This window comes from Nonomuraea sp. NPDC049141 (assembly GCF_040648415.1).
Taxonomy (GTDB): domain Bacteria; phylum Actinomycetota; class Actinomycetes; order Streptosporangiales; family Streptosporangiaceae; genus Nonomuraea.
The window spans coordinates 1-23,525 of sequence record NZ_JBEZDR010000002.1; the positions used below are offsets into that span (position 1 = coordinate 1).

Sequence of the window (23,525 nt, forward strand, 5' to 3'; positions counted from 1 at the left end):
CTGGTGACCAGGACGACAAGAGCCGTGTAACGAGAGATTGTTACGCACGGTTCTGTGGGAGCCCCGGGCTGAGACGCCCGGGGCGACCCGACCGGCCGTGCCCCTATGTACAGGATTCGGCCCCGACATCGCGCTGCGGCTGCGACTCAGGAGACCGCCCTGAGCACGGACACGGGTGAAGGCGCGGCGTCTCTCGACGACCGCGCCTTCACCTGGGCCGAATGCCGGCCACACGCGGCTGGCGGGTTCAGTCCAGCCAGCGGCCGACGCCGCGTACGGTGACCTCAAGCAGTTCCGCCGGATTGTCCGGGTCGGGGTAGTAGATGATCATGGTCGTACCTGCCGGGAGCAGCAGTTTGATGGCCTGGATGCACCCCGCCACGACCTGTCGCTCCGCATCGGGTCCTGTGCCCTTGATCGGCACCGCGTCGCAGACGCCGCCACGGTTGTTCATGACAAGCCGGAGCGTGTTGTCGCGGAGCGCCACTTCCCGTGTGGCGACGCGAAGAGCGAGCTGCGTCTCGAGGTGCCACGCCGGGGGTGCCATGGGCACCCCGAATGTCTGCCTGTACAGCAGCGCGAGGCGGTCTTCGAGGGCCGCCAGGTCGTCGTGCAGGCCGCTCTCGACCGTGTATTTCGCCCATGCGTCGAGGTTGTCGATCGGTGGAAGATTCGCGATCGGCAGTCCGTTCGCGTCGAGCACCCGTCCGGACGCGTCGACCAGATAGCCCTGGTTGTTCTCGGGCTTGATGGACTCGCTCAGGCTCCTGAGCTGTTCCGCGGCATCCTCGTAGGGGCATTGCCCGCCCTGAACGCATTCGATCGGAAGAATGCGCAGCAGTGATGTCGCGAGATCGCTCTCATAGATGGCCCAGATGATGGTCCGGTCAGCCTGGTGATGCATCAGGTACATCGGCCCCCAGATCGAGTTGTATTCGGCGAACCGGAGTTCTTCTGGGACGAGCGAATCGACGAAGGTTCCCCTCCACTCCTTCGAGTATTTGTTCCAGTCGGGGTCTTCGCTCAGGTCCAGCGCTCCGCTGATGCAATCCGAGAACGCCTGCCCCGCGTCCAGGATGTTTCCCTTGGGGGCGCTCCTGCAGTCATTGACCAGCGAATACTGGGAGCCGGCGTTGATCAGGTCCAGTGCGAACAGGCTCATGTACTCCTCGGCGAGACGATGGGTATCGCTCTCCCGGTCGGCGATCCCCCTCGCCGCGAAGGTGAAAAGCGGGCTCATGACGAGGGACATGCAGGCGTCCTGAGCCTTGCCGACGAACTGGCTCCTGCAGTGCTCGATTCGGTCCTTGGCGTAGCCGTCCGGGTCGTGAAGAGGCCCCTTGGGATCGTTAAGGATCTTCTCCGCGTAAGCGTCGCAGTCGTGGTACCCAGGCAGACCGTCCTCGGGCCCCCACTTGCAGTGTTCTTTCCACACGCTCTTGAGCTCGCGCAGACGGATCTCGGCATCCTCCCGATAGTCCTCGAATATCTGGGCAGCGATGAGAGCCGCGTTCGACGCGCTGTTGCCGGCCCGGATCTGCGCGGCGTAGGCGGTGTCGTAGGCGGCGAAGGCGCTGGCCGCGTCCTGTGCCGCCGAGACGGCCGAGGCGCGGGCCCAACGAGCCGAGAGGGACGCCTTCCTGGCTGACTGCTGGGCCTGCTGGGTCGCGGCGGCGGCGGTGCGGACGGCCGCCGCGGCTCGTTCCGCGGACGTGGCGGCTGACTGTGCGGCGGCGAGGGCTTCCTTGGCGAACTCCTTCGCCTGGTCGGCTGCCTTGCCGGCGGCGTTCGCGTAACCGATGGCCTCCTCCGCCGCACCGCGGGCCCGTGCCGCCGCCGCCTGCGCGGTGCGCGCGAAGTCGACGGCGCTCTGCGCGATCTGCGACGTCTCGATCATCAAGGATGAGGCGATGTAGTTGTGCGTCGCGGTCGCGTAGTCGCGTTCGGCCGCACGGTGTCGTTCCACCTCCAAGAAGTTGACCTGCATGGCCGTCGTGCCGGCGAGAGCGACCTGGGCGCCGTTCCTCACCTCGGTGCCGTTCGATCCATCGCCGGCGATCGCGCCGACCTTCGCCCGAATGTCGATCGTGTGCGCGGTGTTGTACGTCGAGTCCAAAAACTCATCGAGGGCGTCCGGATCGTCCGAGCGCAGGGCGTTGTTCGCCGCTTTTTCGATCTCCGCGTTACCGGCGCTGCGGGCATCGGCGAGGATCCGCCCGATCCGCTCTCGTAGTTCGGCGGCCCGCTCGGGGTAGGCCGGGTTTTCGAGAAACTCGACGACGTCTTGCCGCCCGCGGTCGAGGGCGCCCTGAGCGGCGGCTCTCATGGCCGGGGAGCCGGTGACCAGGAGTCCGGTCAGTGTTGTGCGGTCGTCCTGCTCCTCGGCGGCCGCGAGCCCGCGCTTGACGAAATCGAGGACAAGAAGGTCCGCCTCCTCGCCGAGAGCGGACACGGCCGCCGAACTGGTCCACGTACCGGGCGAGGTCGCGAAGTATCGAGCCACTTGCCGCGCCTTGCTGACCGCCAGCGCCGAATCAGTCTGCGTATTCGCGGCCTCGGCGATCAACGCGTCGATCTGCGGCGTGTGATACTGACGCATCGGCGCGCCGAAGCTGCGAGCGTCCCCCAATTTGGCCTGGGCGGCTTCCGCACTGACATGCCGGGCGAAGGACAGCTCGAGTTCGAACTCATCCTGCAGTCGTTCGGCGTCCGCCTCACGCGCCGATTTGTAGACGGTTTGGGCCGTTTCGGCCGCCTGAATCGCGTCCTCCGCCGCGCGGAAGGAATTGTTCGCGTGCTCTGTCGCCAGCTCGGCCGCGTTGACAGCAGAGCCTGCGTGCTCGGCCGCGCTCGCCGCCGCGCTCGCCGCCGCCTCCGCGTACGACACCGCGCGCGTTGCGGCGTCTCGCGCCTTGCCGGCCGCGTCTTTGGCGATGTCCGCGTGACGCACCGTTTCCGCGGTGGCGCGCTTGGCCTCTTGTGCGCTTGCTCCCGCACGCGCGGCCGCCGCGAACGCGGCCTTGGCCTCGGCGCTCGCGGCCCCCGCATAGCGGCCGGCGGCCTCGGCCGCGCGCCCGGCCGCCTCGGTGTTAGCCCGCGCCGAATCGGCGGCGGCGACCGCGGCGAACGCCTGCTGGTTCACGGCGATGATCTGGTTGATGGGCGAGATCCAGGCGGAGATCTGCGGACCGATCTGTTGCATGACCCGGTTGTGATTCTCCGCCGCGGCGGCGGCATCCGCATTCAACTCTGCCGCCGATGCGGCCGCCCACGCCTCGTCGGACTTCGTATGCGCCCGCGCCGCCGCGGTCGCCGCGCGAGCGGCGGCCCCGGCCGAAGCGCGCGCCGCGTCCGCCGCTGCCCGCGCGGCCCGTACGGCGACACGGCACGCCGCCTCGGCGCGGTCGGCAGCCTGAGCCGCACGTAGTGCCTGAGCCTTGGCGACCGCCGACTCCTGCCCGGCCGCCGCGGCAAGGCGTTCCGCCTCCTGCGCGTCGTTCTTGGCCGCCAGGGCCTCGGCCTCGGCGCGGTCGGCCTGCGCGACCGCGGAGGTCGTCTCGAGTGCCGCACGCACAGTCGCCTCGGTGGCGCTCGTCCGAAGATCGTTCAAGGTCTGGTTCTCGTTGTCGCGAGCCTGGGCCACACCCCAGTCGATCTGAACAAAACGCTCCTGCATCTCCTGACTGCCGTCCTGAAGCGCCCGGTTCGCCGCGGCCTGCACCTGCGGGCCGCCTTCCGCCATCGCACGATTGACGACGGCCCGCAGGTCCATCCTGTACGGCACCCGCCATCCGGACTCGATGAACCGCCCCATGGCTTCACGGGTCCCGTTGCGCAGCACCAGGTTCGCGGCGGCCTTGACCTCCGGTCCGCCGGCGGCCTTCATCTGGTTCACGCTGGCGCGCAGGTCGATCTCCCGAGCGGTCACCCAGCCACCGTCGAGGAACTTCGTCACGGCAGCGGAGTCGTCCGAGGTCAGGGCGGCGTTGGCGGCGGCGGCCACCTCGGGGCCGCCGCGGGTCTTGATACGGCCGACCTGTTCACGGTCGTCTTGCGCCGCGAGCCGGGGAAGCCTGCCGAGGAAGGCGCAGACCGCCGCTCTGTCTCCGAGCAGAGCCGCCTCCGCGGCCGGACGGACGTTCACGCCGCCCGTGACCCATGCGTCCAGAACCGTCTGGCGTTCGCACGCCGGGGCGGCGGGTGGATCCGCCACCGTCGCCGCGGCCCGTGCCCCACCCATCGGGCTGCCCACGAGAAGCAACAAAAGCACGGTGCCGATGACACTTGCCGTCTGCCATGGACCTCTGCCGCGTAACGCGCGCATCACATTCATCGCCGTCACTCCCATAATTTCGGCCGATGCTTGAAAAATGAATCGGCAGAACGGCCGGCCGGCTCTCATATACCGGCCGGCCGTTCTGTCCTCAGTTGACGACCCGTAGTTCCAGCAGGGTCTCTCTGCAGTTGTCGGGGTAATCCGGGTGGCTCTCGTCGCACGTGACATCCGTACGTCCGAACTGCTCGCTCTCGTCCCGCTCGACGAGCTTGGTCCGCTCCACGCCGGACGACAGGTTCACAACTTTCGCGTCCACGTCGTGGCCGGCCCCCGGTGAGCGGCCGTCGCCCTGGACCTCGTAGACGTTCGGGATCCGGAGCTTCACCATTCCCGTCGGTCCGAGCACCTTGAAACACACCGCCGTCACGCCGAGGTGCGGCTCGCCGACCTCGGTGTCTCCGTTCAACAAGCCCGGGAACACCTTGATCACGCCGACCCCGTTCTCCGCGGACACCGTGCACGAGACCCAGATGATCCCGCCGTTCCCGGAGATCAGTTCGAAGTTCTTCGCCTCGGCCTCGTCCGTACCCCAATCGGCCTGACCGGAGGTGCCCGCGAATTCGTGCCGGAAGTTCAAGGGATAGACGAATCTCTCCACGAGGGAGTCCGGGCCGATGAGGGGCGACACGGTGACCGGAACCACCCGTACAGGCGGAAGAGCCCGTCCCGCGAAATAGGTGATCCGGTCGCCTGGCCGGTAGAGGAACAGACTGCTCTGCCCGCCTGTGCTCCTGTAGTCGAAGGCGATGATGCGGTCCTTCGCCAGCTTCAGGTCATAACCACCGATGCCGGTTGAGCTGTGGAAGACCGCTGTGAACGCATTGCCCGCGCCGTGTTGCAGAATCCAGGCCGTCTGCCCGCCCGGACGGTAAAGCAGCAGGTGATCCAACCTCCCCGACTGCTCGTAGTCGAAGGCGATGATCCGATCCGCCGTGCTCTTCAGGTCATAGCCACCGATGCCGGTTGAGCTGTGGAAGACCGCTGTGAACGCATTGCCCGCGCCGTGTTGCAGAATCCAGGCCGTCTGCCCGCCCGGACGGTAGAGCACCAGGTGATCCTGCTTACCCGAACTCGTGTAGTCGAAGGCGATGATGCGGTCCCCGGCATCTTTCAGGTCGTAGCCACCGATCCCACCGTCGGCCGTGGCGAAGACCTGCGTGAACGTGGCGCCACCGCTGTGCCGGAGAATGTGGGCCATCCCGGTCCCCGGCCGGTACAACAGCAGATGATCCAGCTTCCCTGAATGCTCGTAGTCGAAGGCGATGATCTGGTCCTCGGCGCTGTTCAGGTCATAGCCACCGATGCCGGCCGAGCTGTGGAACACGGCTCTGAACGCATTGCCCGCGCCGTGCTCGAGAATCCAGGCCGTCTGCGCGCCCGGACGGTAGAGCAGCAGATGATCCAGTTTCCCAGAACCCGTGTAATCGAAGGCGATGATGCGGTCCCGGCTGTCTTTCAGGTCGTAGCCACCGATACCGGAGGTCGAGGAATAGACCGGAGCGTAGGTGCCGTCCGTATTCCGCTTGACGATGAAGACGATCTCCGAGCCCGGACGGTAGAGCAGCAGATGATCAAGCTTGCCCGAATGCTCGTAGTCAAACGCCACCACCTGATCACGGTTGTCAGCCAGGTCATAACCACCGATCCCGCTCAGACTGGACCCGTACTGAGTGAAGGACGTGGTGGGCTCGATCGCGACCGGGCTGAGCCAGCTCGCCAGGTCGTCCACCCGCACCGCGTCGCCGCCGCGCGCCCCGTCGTCGGCCGCACCGAGGCAGCCCCCCTGCCCTGCGCGGGAGCTGAGCCCGACGAGCTCCGGGCGGCTCCCGCTCGTGCGGAGCACCGGCGCGCCCGCGTCACCCTGGCAGGCGCTCACGTCGCTGCCGTTCGCTCCGGTCCAGTTGAACGAGCCGGCGGCCACGGCCCCGGCCACGACCGGCGCGGCATGCAGCCGGTTGGGCGCCCACTGATCAGCGGTCCGGCCATAGCCGGCGACCTGCAGCGCATCTCCCGTGGCAGGAACGGCGGAGCCGACCGCGACAGGCGTGATGCCGACGGCCCGCAATGACAGCTTGACCAGCACGACATCCCGGTCGCGGTGCGGGTGGATCCACTCCACGGGCAGCACCCGCCCGCCCGAACCGGACAGGTCCGTCCTGCCGACCGTCACCGTCGTCGCGATCTTCGGCGCCCCGCTCGTGAGGGACTGCCCCTGAGCGGCGAAACAACTGGCGGCAGTGAGCACCCACTGCGGGCTGACCAAGGCTCCGGTGCAGCCGTGAGTCTCGCCCACGTTCACCTTCGCCACGAAGCCCCATGTGCCGTCGGCCACCGGGCTTCCGCTTTTCACCGCTTGAGCCGGCGTCGCTCCTGCCCAGAGCAGCACCGAGGAGACAATCATCAATAACGTGATGGTTGCGATTTGTAATGACCGGATGAGTCGCTGAAGGTTCACGGACTGATTGTGCGGATCACGCATTCTGCGAACCAGGGCGTTGGCCGGACATAAGGCGGACATATGTTCGCCGAAGTTACCTGCCGGCAACTCGCCGAGATAACGTGCGCTGGCTCACCATGTCGCCCGGTCACTGCGGCACGAACAGCGGCGATGCCGGTCCAGCCGAGCGGGCGGGCCAGGCCGGCGGCCAGGTGACGGAGGTCGGCCATGATCCGAGGTCGCCGCCCTGCCGACATCGGCGCGCTCCGTGATTTCGGATGCGGAGCGAAACCCGAACGCCGATCTCTCGCTTTCAGCGGCGATTGAACAATCGCCGGATCATGATTGTCTTCATGGCGAACGAGCGGCGGTTTGTGGCGCATCTCCGGCCCGAGGACGTGGCCGATCCTGACGCAGGACGATTCACCACGGTCGAGGACTTCTTTTCTATGCCTGCACGCTCTCGCCCCTGTGGATGGACGGCCGGATCCGGCGATCGTCCACAACCTCCTCCTGGAGATCGTGAGCAGGCTCGACAGCCTGGCGGCCAACGCCATCGCGTTCAAGTGTGCTGTACGAGCGCCGTACCGGCCGCAGCGACCGTTCGACAGAATTCAGGACGTTGGCCGCTGGTTCGCCCCCAGCAAAGTCATCGATCGGAACGGCATGACCTTCAGGCGACGCGGCCGTGCCTCTGCCTCATGATCGTGGAGTCGGTGCAGCTTCACTTCCCTTGTCACCTCAGAGGCCTCAGAAGCCGACGCGGGCGATGATCTCCAGCACGAACGGCGCGGCGACGACGAGGACGGCGATGACGATCAGCAGCGCGATCACGTTGCCGACGAAGCTCGACCGGCCGGACCGGCGCGCCAGCCGCGCCGAGTCCTGAGTGGATTGGCGCGCCCACTGGGCCGCCCTGGCCGCGTTCTGGTTGGCGTTCTGCTGGCTCTGCCACGATGAGAAGTTCGGGTTGGTCATGACGATCTTTCCTTTCGTATCGTATGGAGCAGGTCGTTCATTGGGGCGAGTCCCCGGCCGGGCCGTCCTGCGACCTCCGTGCCGGGATGCATGTTCGGATCGCGCCGGTGAGCAGAGCGGCGCCGAGGGGTCCAGCGCCCAGGAGGTAGGGGGCTCCCGGATCGCCGGTGAGCGGGCCGAGCAGAGCGGCGAACGCGATGACCGCTCCAGCCGCCGGCCGGACCAGTCCGGCGCGGGTGAGCCCGTACGCCAGCAGCGCGATGCCGACGGCGGCGGCATAGGCCAAGGCGAGCCGCGGGACGGACTGCGCCGCGACCCACCGCCCGCCGGCGAGCCGCAGCGTCGCCTCGACCATCCAGGCCGAGGCGACCACCCCGAGCAGGGCCAGTGCGACGGCGGCCCGCCCCCGTCCCGCGTGCCGCGCGACGTCGCGGTACACCGTCGCGGTCGCCGCCACCCCGGCCCATGCGCCGGCCCCCCACATCACCTCGGTGGATGCGGTCAGGGTCCCGGCGAGGCAGAGCATCGCCGAGGCCAGCAGCCCCAGCCCGCCGAGCGCCCGCGCTCTCATGTTCGTCGTCAGGGCCGGCGCTGCGGGCTCAGCAGTGCTTGCTCAGCGACATGTGCTTGATGAGCGGGAACAGCTCCGGGTTGAACTCTGCCTCGGTGTCCTTGATCAGCCACCGGTACGGCTCGGCGTGGCTGGGCATGTTCATGACGAACTTCGTCAGGTTCGTGGGGTTGGAGCGGGTGTGTCGCAGCCAGCCGAGCACGGCGCCGTTCTCGTCCTTGATCTTCGCCCACATCAGCCAGGCGTCGTCGTCATCACTGCTGGTGACCGTGCCGTCGAAGGATGCCTTGCCGCTGGCGGTCAAGGTCCATCGGGCACCCGAGAACATCGTGCAGTCGCCCGCCCGCATCGTTCCGAAGTAGAAGGTCTTGGTGGCCTCGGCGGCGGTGCCCTGCGCGTGGGCGGTTCCGGTGGTGGCGAAGGTCAGCCCCGCGATCAGGGCCGTAGTGGTCGATATGGCGCCCAGCATCATTCGGGTCCCGCGCATGGGATCGTCCTTTCCTGAAGGTGGCTCGTCGATCAGTCACCCTCAGGGTGGGCGGTACCGCGTCCCGTCGTCATGGGTCGCTTGTCCTGGTCGAGCCGGGAGGTTGTTCCGGGACGTGCAGGCGAACGGGTGCTATGGCGATCCGCCGAGTCCCGCCTCGCGGGCCCGTACGATCGCCGCGGGCCGGTCGGCCAGCTGCAACTTGGTCAGTATGTTCGAGACGTGGTTGCGCACGGTCTTGCCGCTCACGCCGAGGCGCCGCGCGATCGCCGTGTTGTCCAGACCCCGCGCGACCAGCCCGAGCACCTCATGTTCCCGCTCGGTGAGCTGCGGGAACGGGGAAGCGACGACGGCCTTGGAGAAGTGCGCGAGCAGCCGCGTCGCCACGCCGGCGCCGAAGACCGCCTCGCCGCGGGCGACCGCGCGAACCGTGGCCGTGATCTCCTCGGGGCCGGCGCCCTTGAGCGCGTAGCCGTGGGCGCCGGCCCGCAGGGCGGCCAGGACGTTCTCGTCGTCGTCGTACATCGTCAGGATCAGCGCACGCGTGGGCAGACCGGCGGCCCGCATCCGGGAGGTGACCGTGAGCCCGTCGCCGCCGGGCATGTTGACGTCGAGCACCGCGACGTCGGGCCGGTGCTCGATCGCCGAGCGCAGCGCTTCCTCGCCGGTCACGGCGACCGCGAGCACCGTCATGTCCTCCTCGGAGTCGAGCAGGGCCCGCAGGCCCGACGCGAACACGGGGTGGTCGTCGGCAAGGATCAGCCGGATCATCGTGTCCTCCCAGACTCGCCCAGATCCGCCGGCAGGAAGGCGCGCACACAGGTGCCCCCCTCGGGCAGGGAGCATATCGACCATTCCCCGCCGACCTCGGCGGCCCGCTCCCGCATGGAACGCAGCCCCACCCCGGGCGCCCGCTCAGGATCGAGCCCGCGGCCGTCGTCGCGTACCGTCACCTCGACGCCGCCGGCCGCCAGCGCGATCTCGGCGGTGCAGCCGGTCGCGCCGCTGTGCCGGACCGCGTTGGTGATCGCCTCGACGGCGATCCGGTAGGCCGCCGTCTCGACCGCGGCGGGCAGCGGCGGCAAGCCTTCCTCGCCGATGACCTCGATCGGCATCGCTCCCGCCAGGGTCGCCGCTCGGGAGCGTACCGCTCCGACGATGCCCAGCTCGTCCAGCGCGGGCGGGCGCAGCGCCTCGACCAGGCGCCGGATGTCGGTCAGCGACGCGCTCGCCTCCGCGGAGATCTCGCCGAGCAGGGAACGCGCCGCCGAGTCACCCGGTACGGCGCGGGCCGCCAGCGCGGCCTTGAGCCCGATCGCGGCCAGCGTCGGTCCCAGCCCGTCGTGCAGGTCGCGGCGGAGCCGGCGGCGTTCGTCCTCCCGCGAGGCCACCACCTCGGCGCGGGAGCGGGCCAGGTCGTCGTGCAGCCGTACCGCCTGCACCGCGCTTCCCACCTGCTGCGCCAGCGAGGCGATCAGGCTGAGGTCGATGGGATCGAGCGGGTCGTCCGAGCCGCGCGCCGAGACCAGCAGGAGCCCGACGAGCGTCCCGTGGTAGCGCAGCGGCTCGGCGTGCACCTCGCCCGCCGCGACACCGTGCCGGGCCGCCGAGTGGCGCTCGCCCGCGCCGTCCACCAGGTCGATCGCCACGTACGGCACGCGTAACGACCGGGCCACGGTCTCCACGATCGCCGGTAGCATCTCGGCGGGCAGCAGCACCGCCTGCAGCCGTGTCCCGAGGCGGGTCAGAGCCCCCTCCGGGTCGTGGCGGTCGCCGTACATCACGCGGTTGACGGTGCTCTGCGCCGCGTTGCGCAGCGGCGCCAGCGCGAGCGCCGCACTGGCCGCGGCGAGCGCGGCGGCCACGGTGCCCGACAACCGCAGCACGCTGACCAGGAGCGCGACCACGGCCGCGTACCCGGCGACCAGGAGCGCGACCACGATGGCGTACACCAGCGAGCGGTTGGCCAGCCTCTCGACGTTGAACAGGCGGTGGCGGCGCAGCGCGACCCCGATCCCGGCCACGAACGGCAGTCCCGACAGGCCGAGCGCGCCCCACGGCAGCGGCTGCGTTCCGGTGATCAGTTCCGGGAGGTGCCAGCCCGCGATGCCGAGTACGGCCGTGGCCGCGCCGCCGCCCAGCATCCAGCGCGTCCGCCCGCGCATCAGCGGATCCGGGTTGCCGCGATAGCTGATCGCGCCCCAGACCGTCCCGGCCACCAGCACCAGCGCCACCACCGCCGTCTGACCGCTGTGCAGCAGGCCGAGCCACCGCAGCGCGTCAGGCGCCATCAGCGCCGCGACCCCGCTCCACGCGGCCATCGCGGCCAGGGGCGCGGCGTACGCGACGGCGATCGCCTTCCGGGTACGGGGCGACAGAGGCTGGCGAGCCGTGAACGCGAGCACGAAGGCCAGGAACGCTCCCCAGCCGATGGAGTACGACACGATCGCGTTGATGTGGAACAGCCAGAGCTGAGGGCCGCCGGTGGCCAGCGCGAGTACGGGCAGTCCGACGGCGACGGTGAGCGTGCTGCCCAGCAGCCCGGCCGCGAGCACGAGCAGCGGGGCCGTCGCGGGCGCCTCGGGCCGCCGCAGGTACAGCGCGGCCGCCAGCCCCGCCAGCGCGAGGACGAACACGAGATTGCCCCAGCCCTGCACGAGCAGCGGGTACGGATCAGGCCGATCGACGCGCACCGCCACGACCGCGTCCTCGCCGGCCACGCCGTACGGGACGCTCGCGCCCAGGCCGGGACGAGAGACGGCGCCGAGCCCATCGGCCAGGCGCCTGCCCGCGACGGCGATCACCAGGTCCCCGGTCCGCAGCCCAGGCCCCGAGGGCGCGGCCGGCACGTCCACCACGACGCCGTCGAGACGCCACGTCGACCAGCCCAGTCGCATGATGCTGCCGTCGGACGGCGCGTCCAGCGAGACGGCGGTCGCCACGACGCCCAGCACCACCAGGACGATCGCGACCCCGGCCGGAACCCTGCGCGACCGCCGCACCGAAGCCACCCAGGACAGCCGCGCGGACACACCCCCATCCTCACCGACGACCGGCCGCGAAACCACCGGCCCGCCGGACAGGACCGTCCTGAGCCAATGGCGGCCCGCGGACCGGTAGGTCACAGGTCGAGTTGGAGCGTCACGATCTTGTGAGTCGGCGGTAGCCGAGCGTGTCGTTGACGGCGCGCATGTGGTGGTTGCTGTCGGCCGGTAGGCCGTCGATGTACGGGTACCGCTCGCGTGTCCACCGGATGGCCTCGGCGCGGCGGCGATTCGGGCGGCCTGGCTGACGGCCTGGTTCGCCTGGTTTGCACCAGTCTGGGCTGATGTGAGCGTCATCGGAGTTGGCGTTTCTCATCAATGTCTGCCGAGGCCGAGGCGATCATGACCATGCCCGTCGCACGCACATGCCGAGTTCAGGGTGTTTGCGGGAGCGTGGACGCGATGTCGGTCGTGCCGATGAGTTTTGTGCGGATCCGTGGTCGATACGGCTGGACACACCGACAGTGGTGGGCCTGTGCTGGGAACGTTCAGCGCGGGAGGAAGCACATGGAGGCAGTGATGAGCGTCGACGACTCCAAGCAGGAGCACACCGTCCGGACTGGCGAGCAGGGGACGCGGGTGAGCGGTCCCAGGGTGTTGGTGGCAGGGGCGAGCATCGCGGGACCCGCGCTGGCCCACTGGCTGCGCCGGCGGGGGGCCGAGGTGACCGTGGTGGAGCGGGCTCCCGAGCTGCGTCCCGGCGGGCAGGCGGTGGACGCGCGCGGGGTCGCCAAGGAGGTCATCGGGCGCATGGGGCTGGACGCGGCGGTGCGCGCGGCGTGCACCGACACCGCCGGCGCGCACACCGTGGACGCGGACGGGCAAGTGCTGGAGACCTTCCGTGCCGACGACGACGGTGGCGACGGGTTCATCGCGGACATCGAGATCCTGCGCGGGGACCTGTCCCAGGTGCTCTACGACGACACCCGCGACGGCGTCGAGTACGTCTTCGGTGACCGGATCGCCGAGCTCAGCCAGGACGCGGACGGGGTCGACGTGGTCTTCGCCGGCGGCGACCGGCGGCGCTTTGACCTGGTGATCGGGGCCGACGGGCTGCACTCGCAGTTGCGAGCGATGGTCTTCGGGCCGCGCGAGCGCTTCATCCGCCATCTCGGGCTCGTGCTGGCCTTCTACAGCGTGCCCAACGAGTTCGGAGTGGACCGCTGGATGATCGACCATCAGGAGGCCGGACGGTCCGCCGGCCTGCGGCCCATCCCGGACGCCACCCGGGCGATGGCCATGTTCTCCTTCCCCGCGGCCGACTTCGACGTCGATTACCGCGACGTCGCGGCGCAGAAGCGCCTGCTGTGCGAGCGGATGGACGGTTTCGGCTGGTTGACCCAGCGCATCCTCGCGCACGTGGGCGACACCCCGGACTTCTATCTGGACCAGGTCGCCCAGGTGGTGATGGACCGCTGGTCGAGTGGACGGGTGGGGCTGCTCGGGGACGCGGCGTTCAGCGCGTCGCCGATGTCCGGGGCGGGCACCGGGCTGGCCCTGGTCGGCGCCTACCTGCTGGCCGGAGAGCTGGCCGCCGCCGGGTGGGACCCGGAGGCCGGGTTCGCCGGCTACGAGGCTCGGATGCGCTCGTTCGTGGAGGCCAACCAGGAGATCGGCCGGTTGCACGTACACAGCCTCGAGGTCCCGGGGCCGGACGCCGAGCCGAGTCCCGATTTCGCCAGCGAATGGTTCACCGAGCTGGTCGGGCGCGCGATCAACGGCGTCGAGCTGCCCGACTACGCGGGGGTGCCGGACTCCGGGGCGTCGGCCGGACTACCGATGATCTCGTCGGCCAAGCCGTAGGTGTCACATAACGTGTCGAGAGGGACCACGCTAGTGGCGTCCTATCCTCCGGCCGGGTCCCGGTTCCTGGCCGGGCTCTTGACCGGGTCGGCGTTCGGGATGATCGCCGTGTGGTGGTTCGGCCGGCGGCGGAGGCGGCTCCGCCAGGTCGCCAGCTGAGACCAGACGTCGACCAGCGTCAGGCAGGCGTGGTTCCCTCGTAGCGGTGTGCAGTATGGATGGCGCGCCCTAAATCTCCGATGGACAACAGGTCCGCGATCGGACGTTAGCTCACCATGATTTGGTCGGTTTCGCACGCCACCCCTCGCGGGCGCATGCTCGCCGCTCTCCGTGGCGGGGTCGAGGGTCACGGGCATATCTCGCGGTACTCCTCCTGCGGTACCACGTTCTCCCACTCGACGCGCGTGAGGGAGCGGCCGGCGTTGGCGCACGCTGCGGCCACCGGGTCGGGCGGCGTGCGGACGTTCCACAGCCGCGCGGTCTTGTCGCCCGCCACCGAGGCGACGAGCGTCCCGTCGCGGCTGTAAGCCAGCGCGCCGATGAACTCGGTGTGACCGGTCATCGGGGAGCCGAGCGGCCGGTAGGTCCGCAGGTCCCACAGCTGCACTTCGCCGTAGCTGTGGCCGGTGACGAGAGTCTGGCCGTCCGGGCCGAACGCGAGCGCATCCGTCCCACTGGCCGGGATCAGGGCGACGCCGACCGCGTGGCGGTCCGGCACGTCCCACAACTTGATGCTGTTGTCGGCGGCTACGAAGGCCAGCCGCTGTCCGTTGGGGCTGAACGCCAGGACGCTGACCAACCCGACCTGGGACGTGTTGGACGGGCCCGGGATCTCGCGGCGGGTGGTCACGTCGAAGAGGCGTACCCGGTTGTCGGAACCCGAGGTCGCCACGGTCTTGCCGTCGGGGCTGAGCGCCAACGCCGTGATGACGTCGGTGTGGCCGGGGGCGGTGATGCGCGGCCCGGTCTCCTGGCGGCGGGCCATGTCCCAGAACACGAGGGACTTGTCCTGAGCGGCGGCGAGGAGCCTGCCGTCAGCGCTGATGGCGGCGCTCCGCAGGTTCCTTTCATGGGCGATCTCGCGGCGGCTCGCGACGTCCCAGAACCGCAGGCCGTCAAGGCCTTCCGACAGGAGCGTCCGCCCGTCCGGGGCGAAGGCGAGCCGATCCACCCCACGGCGAGCGGTCTTGGATCTCAGCGGGGGTCCGAGGGGGCGCTGGGTGGCGACGTCCCATAGCCGGATCGAGGGGTCCTCGTAGTCGGGCGCACCGGTGGCCAGGATCCGTCCGTCAGAGCTCAGCGCGACGGCCCCCAGCGCGGGCATGAGGGTCCCGACCTGCAGGTGGGTCTGCACGTCGGCCAGCCGTGCCACACCGTCCTGGCCGGCGGCGGCGATCAGCTTCCCGTCCGGGCTGAACGCGACGCTCGCGACGCTGCCGACATTGTCGGCGAGCAGGATGAGCTGTTGCCGGCTGATCGTGTCCCACAGGACGGTGCGACCGCTGTCTCCGCCGGTGAGGATGCGGGTGCCGTCGGGGCTGAAAGCGATCGAATCGTAGCCGGCACCGCGGTCGATGAGCCTGCCCTTCTGCTTGTGCGTGGCCACGTCCCACAGGCGGCCGGTGCGGTCCCCGCTCACTGTCGCGAGGGTGGTGCCGTCCGGGCTGATGGCGACATCGCTGACGGGTTGGGTGTGTCCGGTGAAGGGGGCGCCGATCTGGCGGGACGTGGCGGCGTCCCAGAGCCGCGCGGTCTTGTCCTTGCCGGCGGTGGCTAGGGTCTTCCCGTCCCGGGTGTACCTCACCGCATAGATACTGCTCCGCGGATCCGGCCCATCGTCCGGGCGGCCCATGGGGATGCCACGCGGAAGGTGCGTGGTCGCGTCCCACTGCTGTACGACGCCTTTGAGGTCTCCGGTCACGATGGTCTTCCCGTCCGGGCTGTACGCGAACGCCGACACGACCGCCGTGTGCTTCAGCGGGGCACTCACCTCGCGATGGGTGGTCACGTCGTAGAACCGGACGGTGTCGGAGCACGCCGTGGCCAGCGTACGGCCGTCGGGGCTGAAGGCCAGGTCGACGGTGGAGCACTCGTACTGCGGACGGGTGATCGGGGCGCCGAGCTGCCGCCGAGACGCCGTGTCCCACAGCCGCGCTGTGCCGTCGTCGCTGCCCGTCGCGATGATCGAGCCATCAGGGCTGAACGCCACCGCGTCGAGGCTTTTCGTGTCCCCACTGACATTCCCCCGGCCGGTGCGGGTCGCCGCGGACAGCACGCGGTTGCGGGCCTCGTCGGTGGGCGCGATCCGCCAGGCCGCCACGGCCAGCATCGAGGCCAGGGAGCTGTCGCCGGTGACCTGGCTCTGCGCCGCCAGCTGCCGGGAGCTCGCCAGTATGCGCTGCCGATCGGCTTGGTTCGCCGCGTTGACGGCGGCGCCGGCCCCGATGAGGGCGAGCACCGACAGGACCGCGAGGCCGGCCGTGACCAGGCGACGACGGCGGGTCGCCCGCCGCGCCTCCCGCGTGGACGCCGCGAGGAAGCCCGCCACGGTGGGACCCGGCGGCGGGAAGCTGTCGGCATCGCGGTCCCAGCGAGGCCTGCTGTCCTCGACCGCCAGCAGCCGGGCTCCCCGGTACAGGAAGGCCTGGTCGCGGTGGTGCTCGACCCACTGCGCGGCAGCCTCGACGAGCTGGTCGTACACCGCTTGCGCGGCCATGTCGGGTTCGAGCCATTGGCGCAGCGTCGGCCACGCGGTCAGCAGCGCGTCGTGGGCGATCTCAACGCTGTCCTCGTACAGGGTGAGCAGCCGCCGACCGGCGAACGCCGACACCAGCGCCTCCACCTGGCCCCGCCGCTGCGCCGATTGCGCCGACGCCGCCGCATGGACCTCGGCCAGGCTCACTCGCCGTCGCGCCAGCAGCCCACCTGCGGTGATCAACGTCATCCGCCGAAACACCCTCAGCGCGGCCTTGCGATCCTCCGCCGACAACCGCCCGAGAGCCTCATCGGCCGTGCGCTGTACGGAGTCGCGGACCCGGCCGGACTCCTCGTAACCCCGGACGGTAAGTCGGCCCTCCTCACGTCGCTCCCAGGTGTTGTGCAGAGCCTGCGACAGAAGGGGCAGGGCCGCGACCTCGTAGCGATCGGCCCGGTCGGTGAGCAGCTCGCCCAGGATGGTCTCCACCAGACCGGGCTCGATCTCCAGGCCGACGGCAGCGGCGGGGCCGGTGATGGCCAGCCGCAGATCCGACTCCGTCATCGGCTCGACGATCACCTGACCATCCTGGATGGCCTCGGCGAACTGCGGATAGGCCGCACACCGATCCCAGTAATCCGCACGTACACCGACGATCACACCGGCACCCCGCGGTCCCTCGGTCAAGGCGTGCAGCACGTTCACGAACGCCTGACGCTCCTGCTCCTCGGACACCAGCGTGAACAGATCCTCAAACTGATCGACGACCAGGACAAGACGCCCGTCCGACGGCAGATCCCGCGACATCGCCGCCCGCGGATCGCCCCGCAGCCGCTCGTACACCGTCTCGACAAGGCCGCCGAACGTCTCCGTCCACGCTTCGGCAAGGGCTCGCAAAGGCGTCGCGGTCGGTGTGATGAGCAGGCACGGCCAGCGCTTCGATCCGTCGACCGGCAGCTTCCCCTCCGCCAGCGCCGGCAGCAGCCCCGCCCGCAGCAGCGACGACTTGCCCACCCCCGAGGCGCCCGAGACCAGCAGAACGTCCCCCTGCTCGGCCAGACGCCGCCCCAGGCGATCAAGAAGATTGCGCGTCGCCCGCGCCCGCCCGAAGAAGAGCTCGGTTCTGTCCGTCTCGAACGGTGCGAGGCCTTGGTAAGGGCACACGTCGGACGGAGACGGCGGGACACTGTGATCTGCCGACAGCGGGAGCCCCATCGGCGCCTGTGCGTGCGGCCGTCGGCGGCCGTCCCCCTGACCCATGGCGTTCATTCTGGTCAATTGCGGCGAAGCCGATCAATCGCAATCGACTCCCGCCTGCGGCCGTCCGATTCCGTTCGTCCGACGGATCGCGACCAACCCGCAAGTCTGCTGACCGACGTCGGACCGCATCGAGGATCGCCCGTCTGAGACAGAAGTGACTGATGGGAACAAAGTGAGGCATCGGACATGGCACCATTTCTGGAGTGAATGCGGTCAAGCAGGTGCCTCGGGGCGGAGATCGGCTGATCCGTGCGTCGATGACGGTCGTGGTGCTGGCGGTCGCGGCGGTGGCCGCGTGGGTGTCGTACTGGCATGCGGTGGCGGTGATCGAGAGGTATGGCGCCGAGGACGCGTTGTCGGCGCATCTGGTCCCGGCGACGGTGGACGGCATGATCTACGCCTCCTCGATGGTGCTGCTGTGGTGTGCCCGCTACCGCCTGGCTGTGCCGGCACTGGCCCGCTGGGCGCTGGCGCTGGGAGTCGCCGCGACGCTGGCAGCGAATATCTTGCACGGGGTCGAGCGGGGACCCGTGGCCGCGGCGCTGGCCGCGTGGCCGGCGATCGCCTTGGTGATCTCCTACGAGTTGATCATGTGGGTGGTTCGCTCGGGTCGCGAGATCGCCGATCGCGTGCACGACTCGGGGCAGTCGGAGGCAGCGCTCGCCGAGCCCGCAGACCCGAGCGTCGCCTCACACCAAGCGCCGCGGGAGCCGCAGCCGGGACCGGCGATGCCCGCCACGCCGCAGGTCAACCAAGGCGAGCTGGCGCGGGAAACCGGCGAGCGCCGGTCAGCGTCCGCCGAGCCCGAACTGGAGGCCACACAGGCCGGCCAAGACGCGCCGACGGGCGAGGCCAGGGAGGACGGCGACCGGCGAGCCCAGGTGGCGGCCCTGCTTGCTCAGGATCCGAAAATGACCGGGACCGCGCTCGCCCGTGCGCTCGGGGTGCACGAGTCCACCGGGCGCAAATACCGCCGCGAAGCCCTCAACGGCCACGACCGTTCCGCATAGCGCTCTGCCGGCCGGCTCGAGCGCTACCGTTCGTCCATTGTCCTGGCGATCAGGTCGTAGGCGACGATCAACCCTTGGTCAGATCGCGTACAGCTCCGAGGTCGTGCTGAGCGTCCTCGCGCTACCAGCAGACAGCAAGGAGACTCCGACCGGCTAAAACAGCTCTACCAAGCACTCAAACTCCTGCCATTGGAGCCCGGATAGTTTCACCGTCCCCATTGCCGCGACCTGCGTTTTTGGCGGTCGATCATAAGAGTACTTTCAGTCCTCGATCTCGTGACCAGCCCCTGCAATCCTGCGGGGGGTAATGAAGCTTTCAACGCGCGGCAGTGAGCGGGATGGCGTAATGCCAGGTGGGGGAGGGGTGGGACCTCAGGGGGCGGTAAGGGCGCTCTTGACGGCCGGGCGGTTCGTTGTGTTAGCTCCGCGCAAGCCCTTGCACACCCGCTCTATACGGAAGTGAGAGCGAATGTTAAGACATTTAACAATGAATGTTAGCGCTCACAGGAGGCCCTTCCGGTCGAACGTTAATGCCGGTCAGGTCCCGCCCGTTGATCCGGAGTGGTCTTGGCACGCTCGCCGCGATCGGCCCATCGATGCTATGTTAGCGCTAACATGGCATGCGGAGCGAGCACGCGCGCGACGGCCGAGAGCAGCGGTGTCCCTGCTCGTCGTGGCACTGATCGCCGGCGCGATGTCGGTGGCCTTCGGCAGCACCGCCCTGGCGGCCACGGCGCTGGGCGCGTCGGCGGCGGAGAAGGGCCGCTACTTCGGCGCCGCCGTGGCGGCCGGCAAGCTCGGCGACAGCACGTATGTGACGATCCTGAACCGGGAGTTCAACAGCGTCACCCCGGAGAACGAGATGAAGTGGGACGCCACGGAGCCGTCCCGGGGCACCTTCACCTACACCAACGCCGACCGCATCGTCCAGCACGCCCAGCGGAACGGCATGGCGGTGCGCGGGCACACCCTTGCGTGGCACTCCCAGCAGCCGGGCTGGGCGCGGGGCTTGAGCGGCAGTTCGCTGCGCTCGGCGATGACCAATCACATCACGCAGGTCGCGACCCACTTCCGTGGCAAGATCCGCTCTTGGGATGTGGTGAACGAGGCGTTCGCCGACGGCACCAGCGGAGCCCGGCGTGACTCCAATCTGCAGCGCACCGGCAATGACTGGATCGAGGTGGCCTTCCGCACCGCCCGCGCCGCGGACCCGGCCGCCAAGCTGTGTTACAACGACTACAACACCGACGGGATCAGCGCCAAGAGCACCGCGATCTACAACATGGTCGCCGACTTCAAGGCGCGCGGCGTACCGATCGACTGTGTCGGCTTCCAGTCCCACCTGACGAACTCGGTGCCATCGGACTACCGGGCCAACCTGCAGCGTTTCGCTGGCCTTGGCGTGGACGTGCAGATCACCGAGCTGGACATCTCGGGCGCGAACCAGGCGGCCGTCTATGCCAGCGTGACAACCTCGTGCCTGGCCGTCTCCCGATGCACCGGGATCACGGTCTGGGGCATCCGGGACGGCGACTCCTGGCGGACTGGGCAGAATCCGCTGCTGTTCGACGCTTCCGGCAACAAGAAGGCCGCCTACACCGCCACCCTCAACGCGCTCAACGCGCTCAACGCCGGCAGCTCCACACTGGGCGGGGCCGACACGAGCGCCTGGTACGTGCGGGGCAACCGCACCAGCGGCAAGGCGGTCGAGGTGCGGGACGCCTCCACCGCCGACGGCGCCGGCAACTCCGCAACCACCTACGCCAACCCGGTGGTCTGGCAGGACTTCGCCGACGGCGACATCATCCGGGTCGGGGACGCGTACTACTACTCGGCCTCCACCATGCATTACTCGCCGGGCGCGCCCATCCTGCGCTCCTACGACCTGGTGAACTGGGAGTACGCGGGCCACTCGGTGCCCAGACTCGACTTCGGCTCGAACGCCTACGACCTCAACGGCGGACGCGCGTACGTCAAGGGCATCTGGGCCTCCACTCTCAACTACCGCAAGAGCAACAGCACTTATTACTGGCTCGGCTGCGTCGAGTTCAACCGCACCTACGTCTACACCGCCTCCGCGGTCGACGGCACCTGGACCAAGCGGTCGCAGATCAACAACTGCTACTACGACGCCGGCATGCTGATCGACGACAACGACACCATGTACGTCGCCTACGGCAACACGACCATCAGCGTCGCGCAGTTGTCGGCCGACGGGCTCAGCCAGGTCCGCACCCAGCAGGTGTTCCGCACTCCCTCCAACGTCGGCACCCTGGAAGGCGCCCGCTTCTACAAGCGGGGCGGCTACTACTACATCTGGCTGACCCGTCCCGCCAACGGCCAGTACGTGCTGCGCTCCAGCAGCCCGTTCGGCCCGTACGAGATGCGCCAGGTCCTGCTCAACCTGCCCGGCCCGATCTCCGGCGGCGGCGTGCCCCACCAGGGCGGCCTCGTGCAGACCCAGAACGGCGACTGGTACTACATGGCCTTCGTCGACGCCTATCCCGGTGGCCGTGTCCCCGCTCTCGCGCCGATCACCTGGAGCTCCGACGGCTGGCCCGCCGTCCAGACCGTCAACGGAGCCTGGGGGGCCTCCTATCCCAAGCCGAACATCCAGACCACCAAGACCGTGAAACCGATGATCGGCTCCGACACCTTCACCACGAGCGCGCTCGGCCCGCAGTGGGAGTGGAACCACAACCCCGACAACAGCCGCTGGTCGTCGGGCAGCGGACTGCGCCTGCAGACCGCCACCGTCACGAACGACCTCTACGCGGCGCGCAACACGCTGACCCACCGCATCCAAGGGCCGACCTCCACCGCCACCATCGAACTCGACTATTCCGCGATGCGCGACGGCGACCGGGCCGGGCTGGCCATGCTGCGTGACTCGTCCGCCTGGATCGGCGTCAAACGCGACAACGGCGCCATCCGGGTGGTGATGACCAACGGCCTGACCATGAACAGTAGCTGGAACACCACCGGCACCGGCGCCGAAGCAGCCGGCACCGCCATCAGCGGCGGCAAGATCTGGCTCCGGGCCAACGCCGACGTCCGACCGGGCTCCGGCCGGCAAGCCCGCTTCTCCTACAGCACCAACGGCACGACCTTCACCCCGCTCGGCCCGGCGTTCACGCTCAACAACGCCTGGCAGTTCTTCATGGGCTACCGCTACGGCATCTTCAACCACGCGACCCAAGCCCTGGGCGGTTCCGTCACCGTGAACCGCTTCGAGCTGGCCACCCCCTGACTCACGGACGCGGCGCCACGTCCGCACCCGCTGACCCGGACAAGGAGACCACGTGCCGCCCTTACCCGGGCGCCCAGATCGTGCTCGCCGACGACGACGGATCCGACGACCGCCGCTGGCGGTTCCTGTGATGATCGAAGGAGAAACAATGCCGACCATCGGCAGACGCAATCGCCTGCGCACGTTACTGGCCGCCGTTCTGGCGACCTTACTGAGCACCACTCTGCTCACCTTCGCCACACCCCCCGCCTCCGCGGCGACCGTGGACACGAACGCCTGGTACGTGCTGGTCAACCGCAACAGCGGCAAGGCCCTGGACGTCTACAACCTGTCCACCGCCGACGGCGGCCGCATCACCCAGTGGACCAGGAACAACCAGAACCAGCAGCAGTGGCAGTTCGTCGACTCCGGCGGCGGCTACTACCGCATCAAGTCCCGCCACTCCGGCAAGGTGCTCGACGTCTACAACTTCTCGACCGCCAACGGCGGCGCGATCGTGCAATGGGCCGACGGCAACGGCACCAACCAGCAGTGGCGGCTGGCCGACAGCTCGGACGGCTATGTGCGGTTCATCTCACGCCACAGCAGCAAGGCCCTGGAGGTCCAGGGCGCCTCCACCGCCGACGGCGCGAACATCGTCCAGTACGACGACGGGGGCGGCACCAACCAGCAGTGGCAGCTCGTCCGTGTTGACGGCGGCGGCAACCCTGGCCCGTGCGATCTTCCCTCGACGTACCGCTGGACATCGACGGGCTCGCTGGCGACCCCGAAGTCGGGCTGGGTCTCGCTCAAGGACTTCACCGTCGCCCCCTACAACGGCAAGCACCTCGTCTACGCGACGACGCACGACACGGGGACGAGATGGGGTTCGATGAACTTCGGCCTCTTCACCAACTGGTCCGACATGGCCTCGGCCGGCCAGAACACGATGTCTTCCGGCACTGTCGCGCCCACGCTCTTCTACTTCGCCCCGAAGAACATCTGGGTGCTCGCCTACCAGTGGGGCGGGACCGCCTTCTCCTACAGGACCTCCAGCGACCCCACCAACCCGAACGGCTGGTCATCGCAGCAGGTGCTCTTCTCCGGAAGCATCTCCGGCTCCGGCACCGGACCCATCGACCAGACCCTCATCGGTGACAGCACGAACATGTACCTGTTCTTCGCCGGGGACAACGGCAAGATCTACCGGGCCAGTATGCCCATCGGGAACTTCCCGGGCAGTTTCGGCTCGACATCGACGGTGATCATGAGCGACTCGACGAACAACCTGTTCGAAGCCGTCCAGGTCTACAAACTCCAGGGCCAGAACCGATACCTCATGCTCGTCGAGGCGATCGGCTCGCAGGGCCGCTACTTCCGCTCGTTCACCGCCACGAGTCTGAACGGTTCATGGACACCGCAGGCCGCCACTGAGAGCAACCCCTTCGCGGGCAAGGCCAACAGCGGCGCCACCTGGACCAACGACATCAGCCACGGCGAACTGGTCCGCGCCAGCGCCGACCAGACCATGACCGTCGATCCCTGCAGCCTGCAGTTGCTCTACCAGGGACGTAGCCCCAGCTCCGGCGGCGACTACGGCCTCCTGCCCTACCGTCCAGGGCTGCTGACACTGCAGCGCTAGTGGCGATGCCGCCCGCTCCCACCCACCGCGGTG

12 protein-coding genes are annotated in these 23,525 nt (G+C 69.0%); 4 read left to right on the forward strand and 8 right to left on the reverse strand.

Annotated features, from left to right (window positions below):
- Positions 1–247: 247 nt before the first annotated feature.
- The 7 genes from AB0B91_RS04925 to AB0B91_RS04955 form a co-directional block, all read right to left on the reverse strand.
- On the reverse strand, positions 248–4,333 hold the full coding sequence (locus AB0B91_RS04925) for a DddA-like double-stranded DNA deaminase toxin (RefSeq protein ID WP_358315753.1): 4,086 nt from the start codon (positions 4,331–4,333) through the stop codon (positions 248–250).
- A gap of 91 nt (positions 4,334–4,424) precedes the next feature.
- A complete protein-coding gene (locus AB0B91_RS04930) occupies positions 4,425–6,815 on the reverse strand; it encodes a S1 family peptidase (RefSeq protein WP_358315756.1) in 2,391 nt (796 codons plus the stop codon).
- A 708-nt stretch (positions 6,816–7,523) separates the two neighbouring features.
- Entirely contained in the window at positions 7,524–7,751 is a 228-nt protein-coding gene (locus tag AB0B91_RS04935; protein ID WP_358315759.1) for a hypothetical protein, read from the reverse strand.
- A 37-nt stretch (positions 7,752–7,788) separates the two neighbouring features.
- Positions 7,789–8,322: a hypothetical protein gene (locus AB0B91_RS04940; RefSeq protein WP_358315762.1), complete on the reverse strand. Its 534-nt coding sequence runs from the start codon at positions 8,320–8,322 to the stop codon at positions 7,789–7,791.
- Between the two features lie 28 nt (positions 8,323–8,350).
- The gene (locus AB0B91_RS04945; RefSeq protein ID WP_358315764.1) at positions 8,351–8,809 is read right to left on the reverse strand and encodes a DUF6294 family protein; all 459 of its coding nucleotides are present in this window, start codon (positions 8,807–8,809) and stop codon (positions 8,351–8,353) included.
- A 132-nt stretch (positions 8,810–8,941) separates the two neighbouring features.
- Positions 8,942–9,580 carry a response regulator transcription factor gene (locus AB0B91_RS04950; protein WP_358315766.1) on the reverse strand — a complete coding sequence of 213 codons (639 nt, stop codon included), beginning with the start codon at positions 9,578–9,580 and terminating at the stop codon, positions 8,942–8,944.
- Complete coding sequence (locus AB0B91_RS04955; protein WP_358315768.1) at positions 9,577–11,841, reverse strand: GAF domain-containing sensor histidine kinase; 2,265 nt, start codon at positions 11,839–11,841, stop codon at positions 9,577–9,579. Before AB0B91_RS04955 ends, AB0B91_RS04950 begins: the two co-directional genes overlap by 4 nt.
- A 531-nt stretch (positions 11,842–12,372) precedes the next feature.
- Between AB0B91_RS04955 and AB0B91_RS04960 the strand changes: the two genes are divergently transcribed.
- On the forward strand, positions 12,373–13,656 hold the full coding sequence (locus AB0B91_RS04960) for an FAD-dependent monooxygenase (RefSeq protein WP_358315770.1): 1,284 nt from the start codon (positions 12,373–12,375) through the stop codon (positions 13,654–13,656).
- Between the two features lie 346 nt (positions 13,657–14,002).
- On the opposite strand, the gene AB0B91_RS04965 is transcribed toward AB0B91_RS04960, so the two are convergent.
- On the reverse strand, positions 14,003–17,611 hold the full coding sequence (locus AB0B91_RS04965; RefSeq protein WP_358315773.1) for a WD40 repeat domain-containing protein: 3,609 nt from the start codon (positions 17,609–17,611) through the stop codon (positions 14,003–14,005).
- Between the two features lie 203 nt (positions 17,612–17,814).
- Between AB0B91_RS04965 and AB0B91_RS04970 the strand changes: the two genes are divergently transcribed.
- From AB0B91_RS04970 to AB0B91_RS04980, 3 genes are all read left to right on the forward strand, one after another.
- The gene (locus AB0B91_RS04970) at positions 17,815–18,621 is read left to right on the forward strand and encodes a DUF2637 domain-containing protein (protein ID WP_358315776.1); all 807 of its coding nucleotides are present in this window, start codon (positions 17,815–17,817) and stop codon (positions 18,619–18,621) included.
- 658 nt (positions 18,622–19,279) lie between these two features.
- Positions 19,280–21,871, forward strand: a complete 2,592-nt coding sequence (locus tag AB0B91_RS04975) for an endo-1,4-beta-xylanase (protein WP_358315778.1) — start codon at positions 19,280–19,282, stop codon at positions 21,869–21,871.
- Between the two features lie 148 nt (positions 21,872–22,019).
- Complete coding sequence (locus tag AB0B91_RS04980; RefSeq protein WP_358315781.1) at positions 22,020–23,492, forward strand: non-reducing end alpha-L-arabinofuranosidase family hydrolase; 1,473 nt, start codon at positions 22,020–22,022, stop codon at positions 23,490–23,492.
- The last annotated feature ends 33 nt before the right edge of the window (positions 23,493–23,525 follow it).